This window comes from Eubacterium oxidoreducens, from assembly GCF_900104415.1.
Taxonomy (GTDB): domain Bacteria; phylum Bacillota; class Clostridia; order Lachnospirales; family Lachnospiraceae; genus Eubacterium_C; species Eubacterium_C oxidoreducens.
On record NZ_FMXR01000010.1, the window covers coordinates 46916 to 65421 of the forward strand.

The 18506-nt window shown below is 39.0% G+C and carries 17 protein-coding genes; 2 read left to right on the forward strand and 15 right to left on the reverse strand.

Translation table 11 applies throughout. The annotated features are described in order from the left end of the window. Positions 1 to 103: 103 nt before the first annotated feature. The 4 genes from BLS20_RS07260 to mtaB all read right to left on the reverse strand — a co-directional run bounded on the left by BLS20_RS07260 (position 104) and on the right by mtaB (position 2522). On the reverse strand, positions 104 to 367 hold the full coding sequence (locus BLS20_RS07260; protein WP_090173713.1) for a DUF1292 domain-containing protein: 264 nt from the start codon (positions 365 to 367) through the stop codon (positions 104 to 106). A 29-nt stretch (positions 368 to 396) separates the two neighbouring features. Beyond that, positions 397 to 837 (reverse strand): Holliday junction resolvase RuvX, encoded by a 441-nt coding sequence (gene ruvX / locus BLS20_RS07265; protein WP_090173714.1) that lies wholly within the window; start codon positions 835 to 837, stop codon positions 397 to 399. Between the two features lie 14 nt (positions 838 to 851). After that, positions 852 to 1109, reverse strand: a complete 258-nt coding sequence (locus BLS20_RS07270) for an IreB family regulatory phosphoprotein (protein ID WP_090173715.1) — start codon at positions 1107 to 1109, stop codon at positions 852 to 854. A 117-nt stretch (positions 1110 to 1226) separates the two neighbouring features. Continuing rightward, complete coding sequence (mtaB, locus tag BLS20_RS07275; protein ID WP_090173716.1) at positions 1227 to 2522, reverse strand: tRNA (N(6)-L-threonylcarbamoyladenosine(37)-C(2))-methylthiotransferase MtaB; 1296 nt, start codon at positions 2520 to 2522, stop codon at positions 1227 to 1229. A 143-nt stretch (positions 2523 to 2665) separates the two neighbouring features. Here mtaB and BLS20_RS07280 point away from each other — a divergent pair, with 143 nt between their 5' ends. Then, on the forward strand, positions 2666 to 2905 hold the full coding sequence (locus BLS20_RS07280) for an HPr family phosphocarrier protein (protein WP_090173717.1): 240 nt from the start codon (positions 2666 to 2668) through the stop codon (positions 2903 to 2905). A 51-nt stretch (positions 2906 to 2956) separates the two neighbouring features. Here BLS20_RS07280 and thiI read toward each other — a convergent pair whose 3' ends face one another. The 9 genes from thiI to hrcA form a co-directional block, all read right to left on the reverse strand. After that, on the reverse strand, positions 2957 to 4141 hold the full coding sequence (gene thiI / locus BLS20_RS07285) for a tRNA uracil 4-sulfurtransferase ThiI (RefSeq protein WP_090173718.1): 1185 nt from the start codon (positions 4139 to 4141) through the stop codon (positions 2957 to 2959). Between the two features lie 18 nt (positions 4142 to 4159). Continuing rightward, positions 4160 to 5314: a cysteine desulfurase family protein gene (locus BLS20_RS07290; protein ID WP_090173719.1), complete on the reverse strand. Its 1155-nt coding sequence runs from the start codon at positions 5312 to 5314 to the stop codon at positions 4160 to 4162. Beyond that, positions 5299 to 6060 (reverse strand): RsmE family RNA methyltransferase, encoded by a 762-nt coding sequence (locus BLS20_RS07295; RefSeq protein ID WP_090173720.1) that lies wholly within the window; start codon positions 6058 to 6060, stop codon positions 5299 to 5301. Before BLS20_RS07295 ends, BLS20_RS07290 begins: the two co-directional genes overlap by 16 nt. Positions 6061 to 6066: 6 nt before the next feature. Next, positions 6067 to 7017 carry a 50S ribosomal protein L11 methyltransferase gene (gene prmA, locus BLS20_RS07300; protein WP_090173721.1) on the reverse strand — a complete coding sequence of 317 codons (951 nt, stop codon included), beginning with the start codon at positions 7015 to 7017 and terminating at the stop codon, positions 6067 to 6069. 174 nt (positions 7018 to 7191) lie between these two features. Then, positions 7192 to 7692, reverse strand: a complete 501-nt coding sequence (locus BLS20_RS07305; protein WP_090173722.1) for a hypothetical protein — start codon at positions 7690 to 7692, stop codon at positions 7192 to 7194. Positions 7693 to 7889: 197 nt separating this feature from the next. Continuing rightward, positions 7890 to 9047, reverse strand: a complete 1158-nt coding sequence (gene dnaJ / locus BLS20_RS07310) for a molecular chaperone DnaJ (protein ID WP_090173723.1) — start codon at positions 9045 to 9047, stop codon at positions 7890 to 7892. Positions 9048 to 9136: 89 nt separating this feature from the next. Further along, a complete protein-coding gene (gene dnaK, locus BLS20_RS07315) occupies positions 9137 to 11011 on the reverse strand; it encodes a molecular chaperone DnaK (RefSeq protein WP_090173724.1) in 1875 nt (624 codons plus the stop codon). A 30-nt stretch (positions 11012 to 11041) separates the two neighbouring features. Beyond that, entirely contained in the window at positions 11042 to 11668 is a 627-nt protein-coding gene (grpE, locus tag BLS20_RS07320) for a nucleotide exchange factor GrpE (protein ID WP_090173725.1), read from the reverse strand. Positions 11669 to 11676: 8 nt separating this feature from the next. Next, entirely contained in the window at positions 11677 to 12720 is a 1044-nt protein-coding gene (gene hrcA / locus BLS20_RS07325) for a heat-inducible transcriptional repressor HrcA (protein WP_423230174.1), read from the reverse strand. 183 nt (positions 12721 to 12903) lie between these two features. Between hrcA and BLS20_RS07330 the strand changes: the two genes are divergently transcribed. Further along, complete coding sequence (locus BLS20_RS07330) at positions 12904 to 13599, forward strand: S1 RNA-binding domain-containing protein (protein WP_090173727.1); 696 nt, start codon at positions 12904 to 12906, stop codon at positions 13597 to 13599. Positions 13600 to 13683: 84 nt separating this feature from the next. On the opposite strand, the gene BLS20_RS07335 is transcribed toward BLS20_RS07330, so the two are convergent. Further along, positions 13684 to 17508, reverse strand: a complete 3825-nt coding sequence (locus tag BLS20_RS07335; protein WP_090173728.1) for a S8 family serine peptidase — start codon at positions 17506 to 17508, stop codon at positions 13684 to 13686. 382 nt (positions 17509 to 17890) lie between these two features. Next, complete coding sequence (gene efp / locus BLS20_RS07340) at positions 17891 to 18448, reverse strand: elongation factor P (RefSeq protein WP_090173729.1); 558 nt, start codon at positions 18446 to 18448, stop codon at positions 17891 to 17893. Positions 18449 to 18506: the final 58 nt, after the last annotated feature.

Genomic DNA, 18506 nt, shown 5'->3' on the forward strand with positions numbered 1-18506 from the left:
TTAGATATATGACCCTATGATTCCCTTCTCTTTTTAATCATAGTTTCTATCACAAAAAGAAAGCAAACCATCTAATCATAATTGGTCAGATGGCAGATTCATGTTACTGTATATCAGTATCTTCTAAAAGTTCTTCAAAGATTTTAGCTAATGCATCCAATTTTTTCTCATCTTCCACGAATTCATAAAAGAAATCCCCATCAGATTCATCGTTTGGCAATTTACACATGATGTAACATTGCGCCTCTTCAGATTCTAAATCTTCTGAAACAAGAAGATAATCTTCCCCCTGTAAGGTTGTCTGCTCTAATACATAAAGCTCGATATCCTGTCCGTCTATCTCATCGTGAAATACTATTTTATCCATGAATTACTCCTATTTATCAAAAAACGATATTATACCTCGTTTTCTTTCTTTAATTGCAAATGGTCTAAATAACCTTGTAAAATAAATATTGCAGCAATCTTATCCACATGTTCCTTTCGTTTCACATAATCAAGACCGCCTTCTTTCATTGCTTGATCTGCGGCAACGGTTGTCAGACGCTCATCCCATAAAAGAACCTCAAGACCACTTCTGCGTTCAAGCATCTCTTTAAACTCTTTGGTCTTTTCACAACGTTCCCCTTCTGTATTATCCATATTTTTCGGATAACCAAGAACAATCCGATCCACTTCATACTCTCGAATCAATTGTTCAATTCTAGCCAAGGTTCGTCTGAGTTTCTTCGTACTTTCTCTACGAACAATCTCAACTCCCTGCGCCGTAATTAATAAGGGATCGCTTATCGCAACCCCAACAGTTTTAGAACCATAGTCCAAACCCATGATCCGCATACTTCATTCTCCTGTCACTCAAATTTATCAATATAATGCTTCAACAATTCCTCTACAAGTTCATCTCGTTCAACTTTCATAATAATGCTTCTTGCATTCTGATAACTTGTAATATAAGTCGGATCTCCGGACATGATATATCCAACAATCTGATTAACCGGATTATATCCCTTATCTTTTAAGGATTCATATACTTTTTGAATTACATCTGAAATCCTAATCTCCGGTTCCTTTTCAACTTTAAAATATTGTGTTTCTCTAATATCTTTCATATCTTCCACCTTCTTACATCTATATTGTGCTCACGTACGCATATTTATTTTCCTTATTTTATAATACTTTACTATAAACTTCAACTATTTGCACAAATAAATGTTCGGTATCCCCTATTACGCGAAGAGTCTTCCCATCTCATCCATACGAGTTGCTCTTACTGTATAAATCTGTCCTTCCTTTCGTCCTGTTACGTCCGAAAGAACCCTGACATATTCCGGTGTATATCCTTGAAGATAGTTCTTTCCATCTATGCTCACGGTTTCCTCAAAAAGCACTTTAATGTCACGATTCAAATAGTACGCAGCAAAATCACAAGTATGACGCTGCGCCATTTTAATCAGCTCATCCGAGCGCACATTTTTCACTTCTTGCGCAACCTGATTTGGCATAACAGCTGCTTTTGTTCCATCTCTTTTAGAATATTTAAAGATATGCATCTCATATAAACCAAGTTCTTCAAGATATGCCTTTGTCATTTCATATTCTGAGTCAGTCTCTCCCGGAAATCCAACGATAACATCGGTTGTAATAGCCGGATGAGTATATGCTTTTCGAATCAATGCAACTCTTTGTTTATATTCTTCCGTCGTATAATGCCGATTCATTCTTTGAAGCGTTGCATCACATCCACTTTGTAAAGACAAATGAAAATGAGGACATACTTTATCACATTTCGTAAGTCTAAGCAAAAATTCCTCATCTATAATCATCGGTTCTAAGGAACCAAGACGGATTCTTGCCAATCCTTCTATTTCCTGCAATTTCTCAATCAATGCAATCAGGTGATTGCCCGTATCCTTACCATAAGAAGATAGGTGAATTCCTGTAATCACCACTTCTTTATGCCCTTTTTCCACAATATCTTTCACTTCTTGAATCACGTCTTGTGGTGCTCGTGAGCGAATACGTCCCCGTGCATAAGGAATCAAACAATAGGAACAAAACTGATTACAACCATCTTGCACTTTCAAAAAAGCCCTGCAATGCTGTGCGCTATCGCTCAAATGCATTGCTTCATACTCTTGCACTTTTGCAATATCGACCACATCAATTTGTCTTTGTTTCTTCTCCAAATAAGCTTCAATCTTCGAAACCAATTGCATTTTTTCATTGTTTCCAATTAAAATATCCACCGAAATATCATCTTTTAACTTATCCGAAGCAGTCTGCGTATAACATCCGGTCGCTACAACAACCGCTTGTGCATTCTTCTTTCTTGCTCGATGAAGCATCTGTCTTGACTTTCGATCTGCAATATTGGTCACGGAACAAGTATTAATCACATACACATCCGCCACTTCTTCAAAAGACACAATCTCATAACCAGCCTGTCTAAGCAGTTGTGTCATCGCTTCTGTTTCATATGCATTTACTTTACATCCCAAATTATGCAATGCTGCTTTTCGCATAAACTTTTCTCCATAAATTTATTAATATATCCTAAATCAGCCATTCCTTTATTGACTTTTTTTCAACGAAAATCTAAAATTAAAAAAAAGAAAGAGAATTCGCTTTCTATGTGAATTCATCCTTTAAAAAGGAGGCTAATCCAATGAAAAATGTCAAAATATTACTCGATTCTATCGACAAAGTAAAACAATTCGTAAACGCAATTACACTGTTTGATTTTGATTTCGATTTAATTTCCGGTCGTTATGTAATCGACGCGAAATCGATTATGGGTATCTTCAGTTTGAATCTTTCAGATCCAATCGAACTAGCGATTCATACCACAGATGAGAAAGCAATCGAACAGGTAATGGAAGTAATTGCTCCATACATCGTAGAATAATAAGTGTATCATTGAGAAGGAACTTAGTCCTACTAAGTTCCTTTTTTGTTTTTATGGTTCAACAATAATCGTTTCCGTTGTCTCAATTGCCATCTTTACTAATTCTTCAATCTTCTCCTCTAGATGGCGTTCTGATTTTTCAATCACATTTAATCTAGGCTTTGTAACCGGATGTTTTGCAACAAAAATTGTACAACAGTCCTCATAGGGAAGGATGGAAGTTTCGTATGTTCCAATCTTCTCCGCCACATCAACAATTTCCTGCTTATCAAACCCAATCAATGGGCGATATACCGGCAATGAACAAACGGCATTTGTAACAAGAAGCGACTGCATCGTTTGTGAAGCAACCTGACCGATACTCTCTCCTGTAATAAGACCCAAAGAACCGGTTTCTTTTGCAAAATATTCCGCAATTTTCATCATATATCGACGCATAATAATTGTTAATTCATCATGCTTACACTGTTCATATATATATAACTGAATATCTGTAAAGTTAACGATATTTAGATAAATCGGGCCGGTATATTTGGCAACTTCTTTGGCCAGATCAATCACCTTTTGCTTTGCTCTCTCACTTGTATATGGCGGAGCATGAAAATAAGTAGCATCAATCTTCACACCGCGCTTCGCTATCATATATCCGGCAACCGGACTGTCAATTCCTCCGGATAACAATAGCATTGCTTTTCCGTTCGTGCCTACCGGCATTCCTCCCGGTCCTGGAATTCTTTCTGCATAAAAGAAGAGTCGATTTCGAACCTCCACCTCTAGCATCACAGCCGGATTATGCACATCGACTTTCACGTGCGCAAAATGGTCAAGAACTTCCCCGCCAAGCATCGCACTAATTTGCATAGAATCAAGCGGATAATTTTTATTTCCTCGTCTGGTATGCACCTTGAATGTAAAAGCCGGATCTTGTCCGTAGACCTTTGTTACAAAGGTTACCATTCCTTTTTTTAAGGTTTCTTCATCTGTTTCTTTTACAATCATAACCGGACAGATTTCGACAATACCAAAGACACATTTAAGGCTCTCTAATGTCTCCTCATAATCAAAATCTGTCTGCGCTTCCACATAAATACGTCCTTGTTCTTTTGTAACTGCAAACTCACCATCAACCTTTTTTAATGCATATTTAATCTGGTGAACCAAAGCATCTTCAAACAAATGACGATTCTTACCCTTAATTCCAATTTCTCCGTATTTAACCAAAAATGCCTGATACATTTATAATCCTCTTTCTTTCTAATGTCTGCTATATTTTCTAAGAACAGGTAATAGTTTATTTAGCTGTTCTAAGGTATATTCAATCTCTTTTGTTGTTGTCAGATCAGAAAAGCTAAATCGAATTGCGCTGTCTGCCCGGTCCCGATCACAGCCAATTGCATCTAAAGTTCCTTCTTTTCCGGGTTTATTCGACGAACAAGCACTCCCTGACGAAACATAAACCCCGACATCCTCTAGAGCATGAAGCAGTACCTCCGAACGGACTCCCAAAAATGATGCATTTACGATATGCATTGCACCTGTCTCATCTATTGGAGAATTAATCACAACATCATCCATATTCTTTAGGCCATCTAAAAGCAGCTTTTTGCACAACATATAATGATTCGTATTATCTTCTAAGCATTCATAACATTCCTTCGCTGCCCACGCAAGTCCGGCACTTCCGGGCACATTATCCGTTCCCGATCGCATGCCATTTTGCTGACCACCTCCTAGCATCAGTGGTTTTATCTTCGTTTTCTCCTTTACAAATAAAACGCCGCTTCCTTTTGGTCCATGGAATTTATGACCACTAATTGACAGCAAATCAATTCCCATTCTCTTTGGATGAATCTCATATTTACCAAACGCCTGAATTGCATCAACATGAAAAAGCGCCTTTGAACCACTTTCTTTTATAATCGAAGCAACTTCTTCCACCGGTTGTCTGGTTCCAATCACATTATTGACCATCATAATCGAAACTAATATCGTTTCTTCATCAAGTTCTTTTCGCAAAGCATCTAGCTGAACAACGCCCCGATCATCTACCGGCAAAAACACAACATCAAATCCTTGTTCCTTCAAAAACAGCATCGGCTCTTTAACAGATGCATGTTCCACTTGTGTCGTTAAAATTTTCTTTCCAGTACGCCGATTGGCCATTGCCGCTCCCACAATCGCAAGATTATTGGATTCTGTCCCACATGACGTAAAGATGATTTCCTTCGGTGTCACTTTTAGTAACTTTGCAAGAATCTCTTTTGCTTCTTTTAAATGTTTTTCTGCTTCCACTCCCTTCATATGAAGAGACGATGGATTGCCAAAATCTTTTATGAAAATCTCCTGTATTTTATTTGCAACGCTCATTGTAACCGGTGTCGTAGCCGAGTTGTCTAAATATGCCTGCATGATTCTTCCTCATTCATTTCTAAATTTGTCATCAAAAGCGAAAGCGTAGAGATCGCTGCCGTATCGGTTCTCAAAATTCGTCTACCCAGCGAAATAATTTGTGCCCTGCCCTTTGCCAAATCAATCTCTTCTTTTGAAAATCCACCTTCCGGACCTATAAATACCGCAATCTTCTTAGCATCCTTCACTTGTTTTAATGCTTCTTTCGTTGCCTTCATACCTTCTTCATTTTCATATGGCACAATAACAAGATCCATCTGCGCAAAAGCCTCTGACAAAGCCTTCTTATAGTCCATCACATCCATGACCTGCGGAATGATACTTCTTTTAGATTGTTTTGCTGCGCTTAACGCAATAGCCTGCCAACGTTTTTTCTTGGATAAGGCTTTTTTTTCATCAAGTTTCACAACACAATATTTCATCCGAACCGGTATCACAGCATAAGCACCTAGCTCAACTGCCTTTTCAATCACTGTTTCCATGCGATCACCTTTTGGCAATGCCTGATACAAATATATCTGCGAAGGTAATTCCGTGTCTACCGACAAGCTCAATATATCCGCCTGCACAAACTGATCTGTCACTTCATTAATTCTACACAGATAATCTTTGCCATCTCCATCGCTGATTCTTACTTCTTCTCCTTCACGCATACGAAGAACATTTTTTATATGATTGACATCACTTCCCGTAATTGTGATAAATTCTTTCCCAACCTGCGAAGGTTCTACAAAAAACTGATGCATAACATCCTACTTTCTTGCTGTAATACTTACCCATTCTCCTTGATGGTGCACTTCTAATATTTCAAGTCCCGCTTCTTTAAGAGCATTTTTCACTGCTTCTTCTTTAAAATCAATAATTCCAGATGAGATAAAGATTGCACCATCCTTCATACGCGCTGGAATAATCGGCGCCATCGGAATAATAACATCTGCTAAAATATTGGCAACTACAATATCATATTCGTCTGTTCCGACCTTCTGTTGAAGATTAGTATCATCAATCAGATTGCCCACATAAAACTTTCCGGATTCTTGTGGCAAATGATTAATCTCAAAATTATCATGTGTCGAAGTCATACACGCTTCATCAATATCCGTTCCTACAACGCTTTGCGCTCCTAGTTTCAATGCCGCAATTGACAATATACCGCTTCCACAGCCAACATCAAGAACCTTATCCCCGTCTTTTATATATTTTCTAAGTTGTTTGATGCAAAGCTGTGTCGTCTCATGTTTACCGGTACCAAAAGAAATTCCAGGATCAATTTCAATCAAGATTTTATCAGAAGCATCCTCTTTTAGTTCTTCCCAGGTCGGTTTAATTAAAATATCATCAATCGAAAAAGCCGAAAAATATTTCTTCCAATTGTTAATCCAATCAATATCTTCTGTCAAATCAGATGTAATCGTTCCTTCACCAACATCACAATAATTTCTGATTTCTTCAATCCCCTTTTTGACCTTTACCAAAAGTTCTTTATATTCTTGTCCTTCTTCAATATAAAAGCTTACACGACTTGTACCATCATCCTCACCAAGTTCAGGAGGAAAATCGATAAACATTCCCTCTAATTCTTCTTCTGTCAGCGGTACTTGATTTTCGATTTGGATACCTTCTACTCCAAGTTCATCAAGCATTGCACTTAAGAAATCCTCAGCTTGTGTTGTGGTTGATATTGTAAATTTATTCCATCTCATATTCCGATTCCTTTCGCTAACGAACTGCCGGCTACTTTCACTTAGTTCAGCTTTTCATATTATCATAGTTTCCTTATTATCGCAAATCAAAAAGGATACATCTATTCCTCATGGCTAAAAGAATAAATGCACCCCTTTACAATAGTGAAATCAATATACATATATAATTACAGATTAGATTGCATATAGTTTTTTCTTGAGATTGTCATATTCACGATTAATTTCCTGAATTGTGTAAATATCTCCACTGACATTGTCCGGATGGAAAATCTTAACAAGATCCTTGTAACGCTTCTTCAAAGCTAATTCAGAATCAACTCCCATAAAAAACATATCTCCGGAAACAACGTTCTTCTCACGATTTTGCTCAGCTCGGTCAAGTTCTTCATAAAACTCTTTCTTTTGTCTTTTAAGCTGATCACGTTCTTTTGCCAGATAGGATACTTCAGATTCTAATTTCGCCCATCTTTTTCGAAACAGCTCATCTTGCTTTTCTTTACACTTCTTCTCAAATGCACAACGAATTTCAAACTCACGCTTAGAAATCTCAAGCCGTCTTTTTTCAAGTTCCAATTCTTTCTTAAGCTCAAGCAGTTCCTTGTGTTTTGTTTCATCCAATTCCATTTTCGTGTTCTGCAGGTTGTTATCTACTTTGTAATCTACAGTCGCGTCCATGTATCACCCCTCCATAAATATGAAACAACATCTAGGCCTGACTTTTCCTCATTACGACTTGATTATACAATATCTAGATAGTCAATTCAATCAAATTGTACACTTTTTAAATAGTCCTTTTGTAATATTTTGTACAAAAAAGCCACCTGTTGTCAGTCAAATTAAACAACCGATGACTTTTCGCGATACAATACTTTCTATTTTTTCTTTTTACCAAATTTTCCTTTATGTTTCTCAATACTTTCCGCATTTTCTTCGCCAAGCGACTGATCGGTCAGCGCATCAAAATGACGAATCGTTTCTTTGGCTTCATTATTTAGTTTTGTCGGCACCTGAACCACTAACGTGACATAATGATCCCCACGTTGATTCTTGTTGCGAAGAGATGGAACACCTTTTCCTTTCAAACGAATCTGTGTATCCGTCTGTGTTCCCGGCTTAATTGTTTCAATAATTTCGCCATCAAGTGTATTAATCTTAACATCGCCGCCCAATGCTGCCTGCGCAAATGAAATCGGAGCCGATGAGTAAATATCCATTCCATTTCTTTGGAAAATCGGATGTCTTGGAACTGCCACTTCAACCAAAAGATCGCCTCTTGGGCCTCCATTGGTTCCCGGTTCTCCTTTTCCACGAATGCGAACACTCATACCATCTTCAATTCCGGCCGGAATTGTAACAGAAAGTTTCTTTCTGCTCGCAACATAACCTGTTCCTCTACAATCCGGGCATTTATCTTTAATAATCTTACCAGAACCATTACACTCCGGACAAGTTCGTTGTGACTGCATCATACCAAATAAAGACTGCTGCGTATAAATCACTTGTCCCATACCATTACACTTTGTACATGTCTGCGGACTAGTTCCAGGCTTAGCTCCATTTCCGCCACAGCTCTTACATTCATCCTTCAAAGTGATTTCTAATTCTTTTTCTGTACCAAATACAGCTTCTTCAAATGTTATCCGAACACGAGCCCGAAGATTGGCACCTTTTCTTGGTCCTGCTGAGCCACCGCGTCTACTTCTTCCACCGCCGAACAAATCCCCGAAAATATCTCCAAAGATATCTCCCATATCCATTCCGGAAAAATCAAATCCGCCTGCTCCTGCACCGCCGGCACCATCAAATGCAGCATGACCAAATTGATCATACTGTCTTCTCTTATCCGCATCACTAAGTACTGCATATGCTTCAGAAGCTTCTTTGAACTTTGCTTCTGCTTCTTTATCTCCCGGATTCATATCCGGATGATATTTTTTAGCAAGCTGTCTATATGCTTTTTTTATCGCAGCATCATCCGCACTTCGATCTACGCCAAGCACTTCATAATAGTCTCTTTTTTGTTCTGCCATTCTTCCTTTTCCTCACTGATATGGTAATACTCCTGCCCATATTCTTAGACAGGAGTACACCTATTTTATCGGCTGTTTATCTTCCGATTTTATACTTCTTTGTAATCAGCATCGACTACATCATCCTGAGGTGCTTCGCCGCCCTGTGATCCGGCTGCGCCACCCATATTACCCATATCAGGACCAGCACCGGCCTGCTGTGCTCCTTCATACATCTTGGCAAATACTTTCTGAGCACTTTGCATAAGCTTTTCTTTCGCTGCCTTCATGTCATTGATCTGATCATCTGTCATATCTTCTGCATTCGGATGTGCCTCAACCATATCCTTTAATGCCTTAAGGTCAGCTTCTACTTCACTCTTATCTGCTCCGTCAAGCTTATCGCCAACTTCTTCAAGTGCTTTTTCAGTCTGGAACACAAACGAATCCGCATCATTTCTTGTATCAATTGCTTCTTTACGTTTCTTATCCTGTGCCTCGAATTCAGCAGCTTCTTTTACAGCCTTATCGATATCTTCGTCAGACATGTTAGATCCAGCTGTGATTGTGATGTGCTGTTCTTTACCGGTTCCAAGATCCTTCGCAGATACATTTACAATACCATTGGCATCGATATCAAATGTAACTTCAATCTGAGGTACTCCACGTCTTGCAGGTGGAATTCCGTCAAGACGGAACTGGCCGAGTGACTTATTGTCTCTTGCGAACTGTCTTTCACCCTGTACTACATTGATATCAACGGCTGTCTGATTGTCTGCAGCTGTTGAGAAGATCTGGCTCTTTTTAGTAGGAATTGTTGTATTTCTTTCAATCAATCTTGTAGCTACGCCACCCATTGTTTCGATAGAAAGTGAAAGTGGTGTTACATCAAGAAGAAGGATTTCTCCTGCACCGGCATCTCCTGCAAGTTTACCACCCTGGATAGAAGCACCGATTGCTACGCACTCATCCGGATTAAGAGTCTTACTTGGCTCATGTCCTGTAAGCTGTTTTACCTTGTCTTGAACAGCCGGAATACGTGTAGAACCACCAACTAATAATACCTTTCCAAGATCAGAAGCTGTGATACCTGCATCCTTTAAAGCATTCTGTACAGGTATTGCAGTTCTTTCAACAAGGTCATGTGTTAATTCATCAAATTTTGCTTTTGTAAGATCCATTTCAAAATGCTTAGGACCATTAGCATCTGCTGTAATAAATGGAAGATTGATATTCGTAGTTGTTGCTGATGAAAGCTCTTTCTTTGCTTTTTCAGCAGCTTCTTTCAATCTCTGAAGCGCCATCTTATCTGTAGATAAGTCAATACCTTCTTTGTTCTTAAAGTCTGAAAGCATATAATCTGTAATCTTCTGGTCAAAATCGTCACCACCAAGGCGGTTATCTCCTGATGTTGCAAGTACTTCGATTACACCTTCACCAATTTCAATGATGGAAACGTCAAATGTACCACCACCAAGGTCATATACCATAATTTTCTGCTCGCCTTCATTATCAAGACCATACGCAAGAGCAGCTGCTGTAGGCTCGTTGATGATACGTTTAACATCAAGACCTGCAATCTTACCTGCGTCTTTCGTTGCCTGACGCTGAGCATCATTGAAGTAAGCAGGAACTGTAATTACAGCTTCGGAAACAGTTTCTCCTAAATAATTTTCAGCATCCTTCTTTAATTTTTGAAGAATCATTGCTGAAATTTCCTGTGGAGAGTAACCTTTTCCATCTATTGTTTTTTTATTGTCAGTACCCATATCTCTTTTGATAGATGCAATTGTCTTTTCAGCATTTGTTACTGCCTGACGCTTAGCAGGTTCTCCGACTAATCTTTCACCATCTTTTGTAAATGCTACGATAGATGGTGTTGTTCTTGCTCCTTCTGTGTTTGCAATAACAACCGGTTTTCCACCTTCCATAACAGCCACACAGCTGTTCGTTGTTCCTAAATCAATACCAATAATTTTTCCCATGACTGATGTCCTCCTAAATTCTTTGCTATATTAATTTGCGACCTGAACCATACTATGTCTTACAACACTGTCGCGATAGGTATATCCTTTTTGTAATACCTGGGCTACGACGTTCTCTCCAAGATTTTCATCATCAATATGCATTACTGCATTATGAAGATTCGGATCAAACTCCTTTCCCTCAGCTTCAATCTCTTTTACGCCTAGTTCATCAAGCGCTGTCATAAGCTGTTTGTAAACCTTATCCATACCTTCTGCAAACGGATCATCTTTCAACTCTTCGCTTACTGTTGCAAGACCTCTTTCAAAATTGTCTACAACCGGTAGGATTTTTTCTATAATACTCTTCGCTCCAACTTCATACATCTGGCTTTTTTCTTTTTCCGTTCTCTTGCGGAAGTTATCAAATTCAGCCATCTGACGCTGGACTCTATCGGTCAGCTCTTCAATCTTTTCCTGCTCTTTAGATTTTTTCTTTTTTTTCGGGCCTTTTTTCTTTGTGTCCTCTTGTTCCGTCTCTTCAGATTCATCTGTAGCTTCACAAGTATCTTCTGTGCTTGTTTCTTCCTCAGCTTCTTGTTCTTCTACCTGCTCCTCCAAATCTATATTCTCAACGGTTTCTTCTACCTTCTTTTCTTCTTCTGCCAAACTATCCATCTCCTTTCCTAAGGCTCTTCCTTATGGAATATATCATCAATCTGTGACCTTAAGGTCTTCAGATTCTCCATAACATTTTTATAGTCCATTCTCTTTGGACCTATGATTCCCACCATGCCTTTCATATCTTCACCCAAATTATAGGTTGCGGTTACAATACTGCAATCTTTCATATTCGCCATAGGAGATTCATTTCCAATATATACCTGAATTCCAGTTTCATCTCCGCCGGATTCTTCAATCTCATTCACGAAATCGACAAGCTGGTTTTTCTCTTCTAATACATTGATTAGATCCGATGCGCTCTCTGATGTGGATAGCTCCGGATATTTAAAGATATTCGTTGCTCCGGATGTATAAATCTCAAATTCTTTTCCTTCTGAAATGACTTCACCAATCACATCCATAATCTGTGTAATCAAGTTGCTGTGTTCACCGGCACTTGTTTTAAGTTTCGCGACGGTTTCAAGAGTAATCTGTTCAGAAGAAAGTCCATTTAATGCAGAATTAAGCAGGATATTCAACTTTAATATCATTTCCTGATCCGGCATCTCATCTACGTCAATGATTTTGTTTCTTACAACATTACCTCCAAGTACGATTACCGCCAACAATTGTTCTTCATTTATAGAAGAAAGCTGGATAAACTTAATCGTTGCATTTTTCGACTTTGGAGCTGTAATCATTGTTGTATAGTTTGTATTGGCAGCAAGTAATTTCGCTACTTGCTTTAATACCGTCTCCATCTTCTCCGTATGCTCTATCATAAAGCTTTGCATATCAGAGATTTCCTGTTCCTTTTGTTGCATCAATTGATCAACATAGAAACGATATCCTTTATCTGAAGGAATACGTCCTGCCGAAGTATGTGGCTGAAGAATATATCCCATATCTTCAAGATCCGACATTTCATTTCGAATCGTAGCAGAAGAAATATTCATATCTTCAATCTTGGATATTGTTCTCGAGCCAACCGGCTCTCCGGTCTCCAAATAATTCTGTATGATTGCATTCAAGATTTTAACCTTGCGTTCGTCCAGTTGATCGTTCACTCGCACCACTCCATCGCAATTGCTTCTCTGTGTTGTTAGCACTCAACGTTTTGGAGTGCTAATATCTTTACATCAACAAATGTATCACTACAAAATCCCTTTGTCAACATGATTTTCATTTTTTTCAAAATTATTTTGTGATATGATAAATACAGTTATATCGAAAGAGAGGTTATTATCATTATGGCAGAAGAAACTATGAAAGATTTTGAAGCAGAAATTGATGCATCTTTTCGCAATCCAAACGAAGGTAATGACGATCCTGCCTGGATTGAGCTCGAAGAGGCTTTAAAAAACAAAACCGTTATGAATGTAAAAGTCGGAGGTATTGTCAACGGTGGACTCATCGCATATATCAATGAACTTCGTGCGTTTATTCCAGCTTCCCAAATCAGCATTCAATATGTAAAAGATTTAAATGAGTGGCTTGGCAAAAAGCTTGACGTCATCGTTATTACCGCTGAACGCGAAAACAATCGCCTTGTTCTATCCGGCAAAGCCGTGGAACAGATGAAACGCGACGCTGATAAAAAAGCCGCTTTTGACTCTATTGAAGTTGGAAGCGTTGTTACCGGTAAGGTTGAGAATCTTACTACCTATGGTGCATTTGTCGATCTTGGAAATAATATTTCCGGACTTCTTCATATCTCACAGATGTCTTTAAAGCGTATCGCAAAGCCATCTGAAGTTGTAAAAGAAGGTCAGGAAGTAACCGTTAAGGTTATCAAAAAAGAAGATGGTAAGATTTCTCTTAGCATGAAAGTCCTTCAGCAAGACAAACAGGCTGCTGAGGAAGAAGAAGCAAAATCCTCTTATCAGTCTGGCGGCGATGTAAGCACTAGTCTTGGAAGTCTTCTTGCCGGCATCAAATTGGACTAATATTTTTTCTTTTCTATATATGAAGGAAACCGCCCATGGAATTCATCCACGAGCGGTTTTCTTTTTTATCATATCATCCTGATTTTATGAAAGATTTGGAGCTCCTGCTTTTTTCAGAAGTTTCTGATAAGCTGTCTTTTTCTTTTTCGATGGATACTTGTAAGTAACCTTCTTGTTAATCTTCTTAAATGCCTTTGAGCCGATGCTCTTTACTTTCTTTCCTTTAAATATAACCTTCTTAAGCGAAGTTGCTTTGAAGAACGCTTGTGAGCCGATGGTCTTAACATTTGCACCAATTGTAACAGATTTCAGTTTTGTATGCTTAGCAAATACTTTACTGTTAATCTTTGTTACCTTATACTTTTTACCATTAATCGTAACCGAAGAAGCAATTGTCACTTTCGTAAGAGACTTATCAGCCTTTGTAACAACAGCAACATTACCGGATTTTTTATACGTAATTCCGCTAATGGTGGTCATTGTCTTATTTGCCCATTGCGCAACTGCTGTCACAGGGCCTGTAACGGTATATGAAGCACCTGCTTTATATGTTTTATTTCCAATTTTCCAACCATTAAAGGTATAACCGCTTCTACTTGCACTTGGTAGTGTAATTTTCACACCGGTAACAGCAGAAATAGTGTCTGCCTCTGTCATGGTTCCACCGTTTGTATCAAATGTAATCTGCGTTCTCCATACAGCTGTAAATGTGGTATCTTCCGTAATCGTATATGTATCACCTGCCGCATACCATTTATCATTAATCTCCCATCCAACAAACGTACAATTTGATCGTTTTATTTTCGGAAGTGTAATTTCGGTTTCATTTAATACATCAACTTCTTCATCACTGTTAACCAGCGTTCCACCTACCACGTCATATCTTACCGTTGAAACCAGTTTCTTTGAGACAGCTTTCATATTAATTAAACCATAACCATATGAAGTGTCGTATCCTTCACTTCCAAGATCTTTTGAAGTTTCCTGAAGTAAAGTTTTAAATTCCTCAACTGTCATATCTGCATATACCTGCTTTGCTGCAACAGCAACTGCCGCAACCATTGGCGATGAGTATGATGTTCCGCTGCTGATCGTCATTTTTGCACCTTCGCTTGGCGCTGCAACAACAATCTCTTCTCCCGGGGCAGTTACATAAACAGATTTATTCTTTTGAGAATTTGTTCTGACAACACTGTCACTATCAACTGCTCCAACACCAATAACATTATCATAAGCTGCCGGATAAATCAGAGCATCATCTCCGGTACTTGACGAAGTTGAACTGTTACCAACCGCCGCTGTAATAATAACATTTTTCTCTGCCGCATAATCTACTGCTTCTTCTAGGGTATCGGTATCCATTACATCTAAACTGGTAGTAATTACATCAACACCATATGTGTCAACCGCGTCTTTAATTGCCTGTGCAATCTGTGCGCTCGATTCTTCCGAATCATCATCGGCTTCAACCTTGAGTGGAACAATCTTCGCTTCACTTAATAAACCTGCAATTCCTTTACTATTATTAGATGTCGCCTGCAAAATACTTACAACCGCTGTACCATGGCCATTGTCATCATACATCGCCATCTGATCATCCGTTGGATTCACATACATAGCTGCACCGGTCGTATAATCGTATCCATCCAAAACATTAGAGTAATCAATATCATCATGTCCGGCCGACAGACCACTGTCAATTACCGCAATCTTAACGTCTTCTCCGGTAAGAGAATTATTCGCCAGTGCTGATGCGTTGATATCCTCATAGTATTCATTTTGAAGATTATAATAAGTATCATTATAATCATAGGTTTCTGTAGAAACAGTCGGCTGTGTTTCAGTAATAACTGCCGCCTCCGTTCTGGTCTGAAGTGTTATACTATACGTTGAAGCAGCTGTCTGTAGCGCTTCCAATTTTGTCAGATAACTAAGTGCTACCGATCCAAGCTCTGCATATGCATCCGCTGCTATCTGCGCTGTATCCTCTGATTCAATTGCACTAATCAAGGTATCCACATACGCCGCAGCAGCCTGAGACATAGCATCTGACACTGCCTCTTTCACACCATTAGATGAATATGTCGCACCGGAAATACCGTCTACATCCGTAGATTGCACACTAATGATTAAATCCATAAGGTCCGGATCAACCATATCATAATACTCTTCTGTATCCGTTGTAGATGTTGTCGTTATAGAAGATATCGTTTGATTCTCAAATACCACTTTGAGTTCAACAGAACCAGTCCCAACATAACCATCTCCGGATGCCGTATATGTTCCATCCTGCCATGTCACGTCACCATCTGTCGTTGTATCTACCGTTTCTGTTGCATCAGCCAGGCTTCCGGTCGTCATAACAATCGCATCAATACCACCGTTATTTCCCCATGCGACTTCACCATAAGATCCATTCGATTCTCCAACAGCCACATAATCACCGGCAGTCGTAATTGTCATATCATTGATCCAGTCACCATTTTTAGTGCCATAGTTTTCTGTCCATTCTACTTCATCTAAGCTGTTATACTTCACGATAATACTATCTTGTGCACCGTAGTTGCCCCAATCGTATCCTTTTTCAATTTCAGAGCTTTCTTCCACGACAGTATCAATACTTCCGACGACATAATAACCACCATTACTATCTGCAACGACAGCACCAGGTCTGTTATTTTCATCATCGATGGTTCCATAGCTTTCGGAATTAATCAGTGTTCCATCCGCAGCATAATGAATAATGATGGTATCTTGTGAACCAAGCACATCCCAGGCTTCTTCCGTTGTCGCATCATTTGTTGCTGTTCCAACAACCACGTAAGTTCCATCCAATAAAACAGTTTGGTCAAACATTTCTACCTTTTGATAATTTGCTTTATCAGATGGTGTCACATCTTCGTCATAAGCGCTACCAATCATCTTGCTCCACAAGACAGAACCATCCTCCCCACTGATTTTCGCAACGGTTCCATTGGTAATATTCTTAGCCAGAGTTTCATATCCGGTAACCAAAACATCATCATTACTATCAACGGTAAGACCTGTTAATCGTTTTGTACCGCTTGAAGATCCACCTATCGTATTCTCTGTTCTTGCTGCATAAGCAGTTGTATATTCTACAGCTCCATCTTTAGAAATCTTTATGATAAAACTTTCTGAAGCCGCAACGGTTTTATTTGTAATTCCGTCGTCCTCTGTTTCTGACGTATCATACTCCCATAACTGCTCTGTATCTGTATATGTTTCTCCATCAGTCGTGGACGTAATATATCCACTTTCACCGCCTGACCAGCCTCCTACTACAAAACCTCCATCACTGGTTGCTTCAATGCCATAAGACTGATCTCCTTTTGTGGAGCCAATTCGATACTCCGTATAACTGTCCGGATTATCTGCATCCACAACAAGAGTGTACCAGGATACTCCCTTAATCACAGAATCACTACTGGTAAAAGATTGTCTTCCAGTAACCGCAATTCTTCCGTCTGTCAAAACTGTAATGTCTTCAAACACATCAACACCGGTTGTTCCATAGATTTTCGTCCATTCCAGGTTACCATTTGCATCGTACTTTAAAAGTAATGCATCATTGTTCGAATGTGATGTACCGTTTGGCGTATACGTCCACTCAGGGTCAGTTGAATCTCCCATCGTATAACCAATAACCGCATATCCACCATCATTGGTATTCACCACTTTTGTAAATGCATCCGTATACGACCCTCCATAATTTCTTGCATTTGCAAATGCAATTGCACAGCTCGTAGTTGTCTCTGCCGCTTCAGCCGTTACCTCTCCGGCTGAAGTAGTACCTACCAATCCAGCAGGCAATCCGGTAACGGTAAGTGCTGCAGCAAGTACCGCAGCCATAACGCGCCCTACTTTCACGCCTTTTGTCCTAGACATTCGTTTACCTCCCTTTTTTATCTTGTGTTAGAGTTAACTAGCCGTAAGGATAACATAACTTTAGTTATGTATGCAATATGTTTACGAATTTTTGTGAATAATGTACTAGTAAATTGGTTCATTTTCCCATATTGCAGTACCATTTCACCACATCTTTGAGCCACTTTCTATCCGCATCTATTCTCTTTTATTCTTTTTTTCCAATTCTCTCCTCCATCACCATGCGAAGTTTCTTATAAGTTCCAAGCTATATGTTGCAATACATCTACTTTTTTCATCCATATCAACAAACAGTTTCTGCAAATTATCATTCCTAAATTGCACAAAAAAAAGGCCTCGCCTAGATGATTGCATCTAAAGCGATAGCCCTCTTATAAAATCATTATACTCTTGAAAGATACTCGCCTGTTCTGGTATCAATCTTAATTACATCTCCCTGCTCAACAAAAAGTGGAACATTTACATTAGCACCGGTCTCAACCGTTGCCGGCTTAGTCGCACCCTGAGCAGTATCACCCTTAAATCCAGGCTCGGTTTCTGTAATTGCAAGTTCTACAAAAAGTGGTGGTTCAACAGCAAATACATTACCATCATGAGAACATACTTTACAAGTTTCATTTTCCTTAACATATTTCAGTGCATCCCCAATGATATCTGCACTTAACGGAATCTGATCATATGTCTCGCCATCCATAAAGTAGAATAAATCTCCATCACTGTAAAGATATTGCATATCCTTACGTTCAATTCTTGCCTGTGGGAACTTCTCTGTTGGACGGAATGAATTCTCCACAATACCACCGTTAATAATATTCTTTAATTTTGTTCTAACGAATGCAGCTCCTTTACCAGGTTTTACATGCTGAAACTCGATGATCTGGTAAATACCGCCATTATACTCAATCGTAATACCATTTCTGAAATCACCAGCTGAAATCATTTGTTTTCCTCCTTCATATGCCGACTCACTTATTGCTCGGCAAAAGTTCACTTCTAAA

Coding starts and splice junctions, on each gene's coding strand:
- BLS20_RS07260 (WP_090173713.1), bottom strand. CDS start 367: ATGGATAAAATAGTATTTCACGATGAGATAGACGGACAGGATATCGAG.
- ruvX (WP_090173714.1), bottom strand. CDS start 837: ATGCGGATCATGGGTTTGGACTATGGTTCTAAAACTGTTGGGGTTGCG.
- BLS20_RS07270 (WP_090173715.1), bottom strand. CDS start 1,109: ATGAAAGATATTAGAGAAACACAATATTTTAAAGTTGAAAAGGAACCG.
- mtaB (WP_090173716.1), bottom strand. CDS start 2,522: ATGCGAAAAGCAGCATTGCATAATTTGGGATGTAAAGTAAATGCATAT.
- BLS20_RS07280 (WP_090173717.1), top strand. CDS start 2,666: ATGAAAAATGTCAAAATATTACTCGATTCTATCGACAAAGTAAAACAA.
- thiI (WP_090173718.1), bottom strand. CDS start 4,141: ATGTATCAGGCATTTTTGGTTAAATACGGAGAAATTGGAATTAAGGGT.
- BLS20_RS07290 (WP_090173719.1), bottom strand. CDS start 5,314: ATGCAGGCATATTTAGACAACTCGGCTACGACACCGGTTACAATGAGC.
- BLS20_RS07295 (WP_090173720.1), bottom strand. CDS start 6,060: ATGCATCAGTTTTTTGTAGAACCTTCGCAGGTTGGGAAAGAATTTATC.
- prmA (WP_090173721.1), bottom strand. CDS start 7,017: ATGAGATGGAATAAATTTACAATATCAACCACAACACAAGCTGAGGAT.
- BLS20_RS07305 (WP_090173722.1), bottom strand. CDS start 7,692: ATGGACGCGACTGTAGATTACAAAGTAGATAACAACCTGCAGAACACG.
- dnaJ (WP_090173723.1), bottom strand. CDS start 9,047: ATGGCAGAACAAAAAAGAGACTATTATGAAGTGCTTGGCGTAGATCGA.
- dnaK (WP_090173724.1), bottom strand. CDS start 11,011: ATGGGAAAAATTATTGGTATTGATTTAGGAACAACGAACAGCTGTGTG.
- grpE (WP_090173725.1), bottom strand. CDS start 11,668: ATGGATAGTTTGGCAGAAGAAGAAAAGAAGGTAGAAGAAACCGTTGAG.
- BLS20_RS07330 (WP_090173727.1), top strand. CDS start 12,904: ATGGCAGAAGAAACTATGAAAGATTTTGAAGCAGAAATTGATGCATCT.
- BLS20_RS07335 (WP_090173728.1), bottom strand. CDS start 17,508: ATGTCTAGGACAAAAGGCGTGAAAGTAGGGCGCGTTATGGCTGCGGTA.
- efp (WP_090173729.1), bottom strand. CDS start 18,448: ATGATTTCAGCTGGTGATTTCAGAAATGGTATTACGATTGAGTATAAT.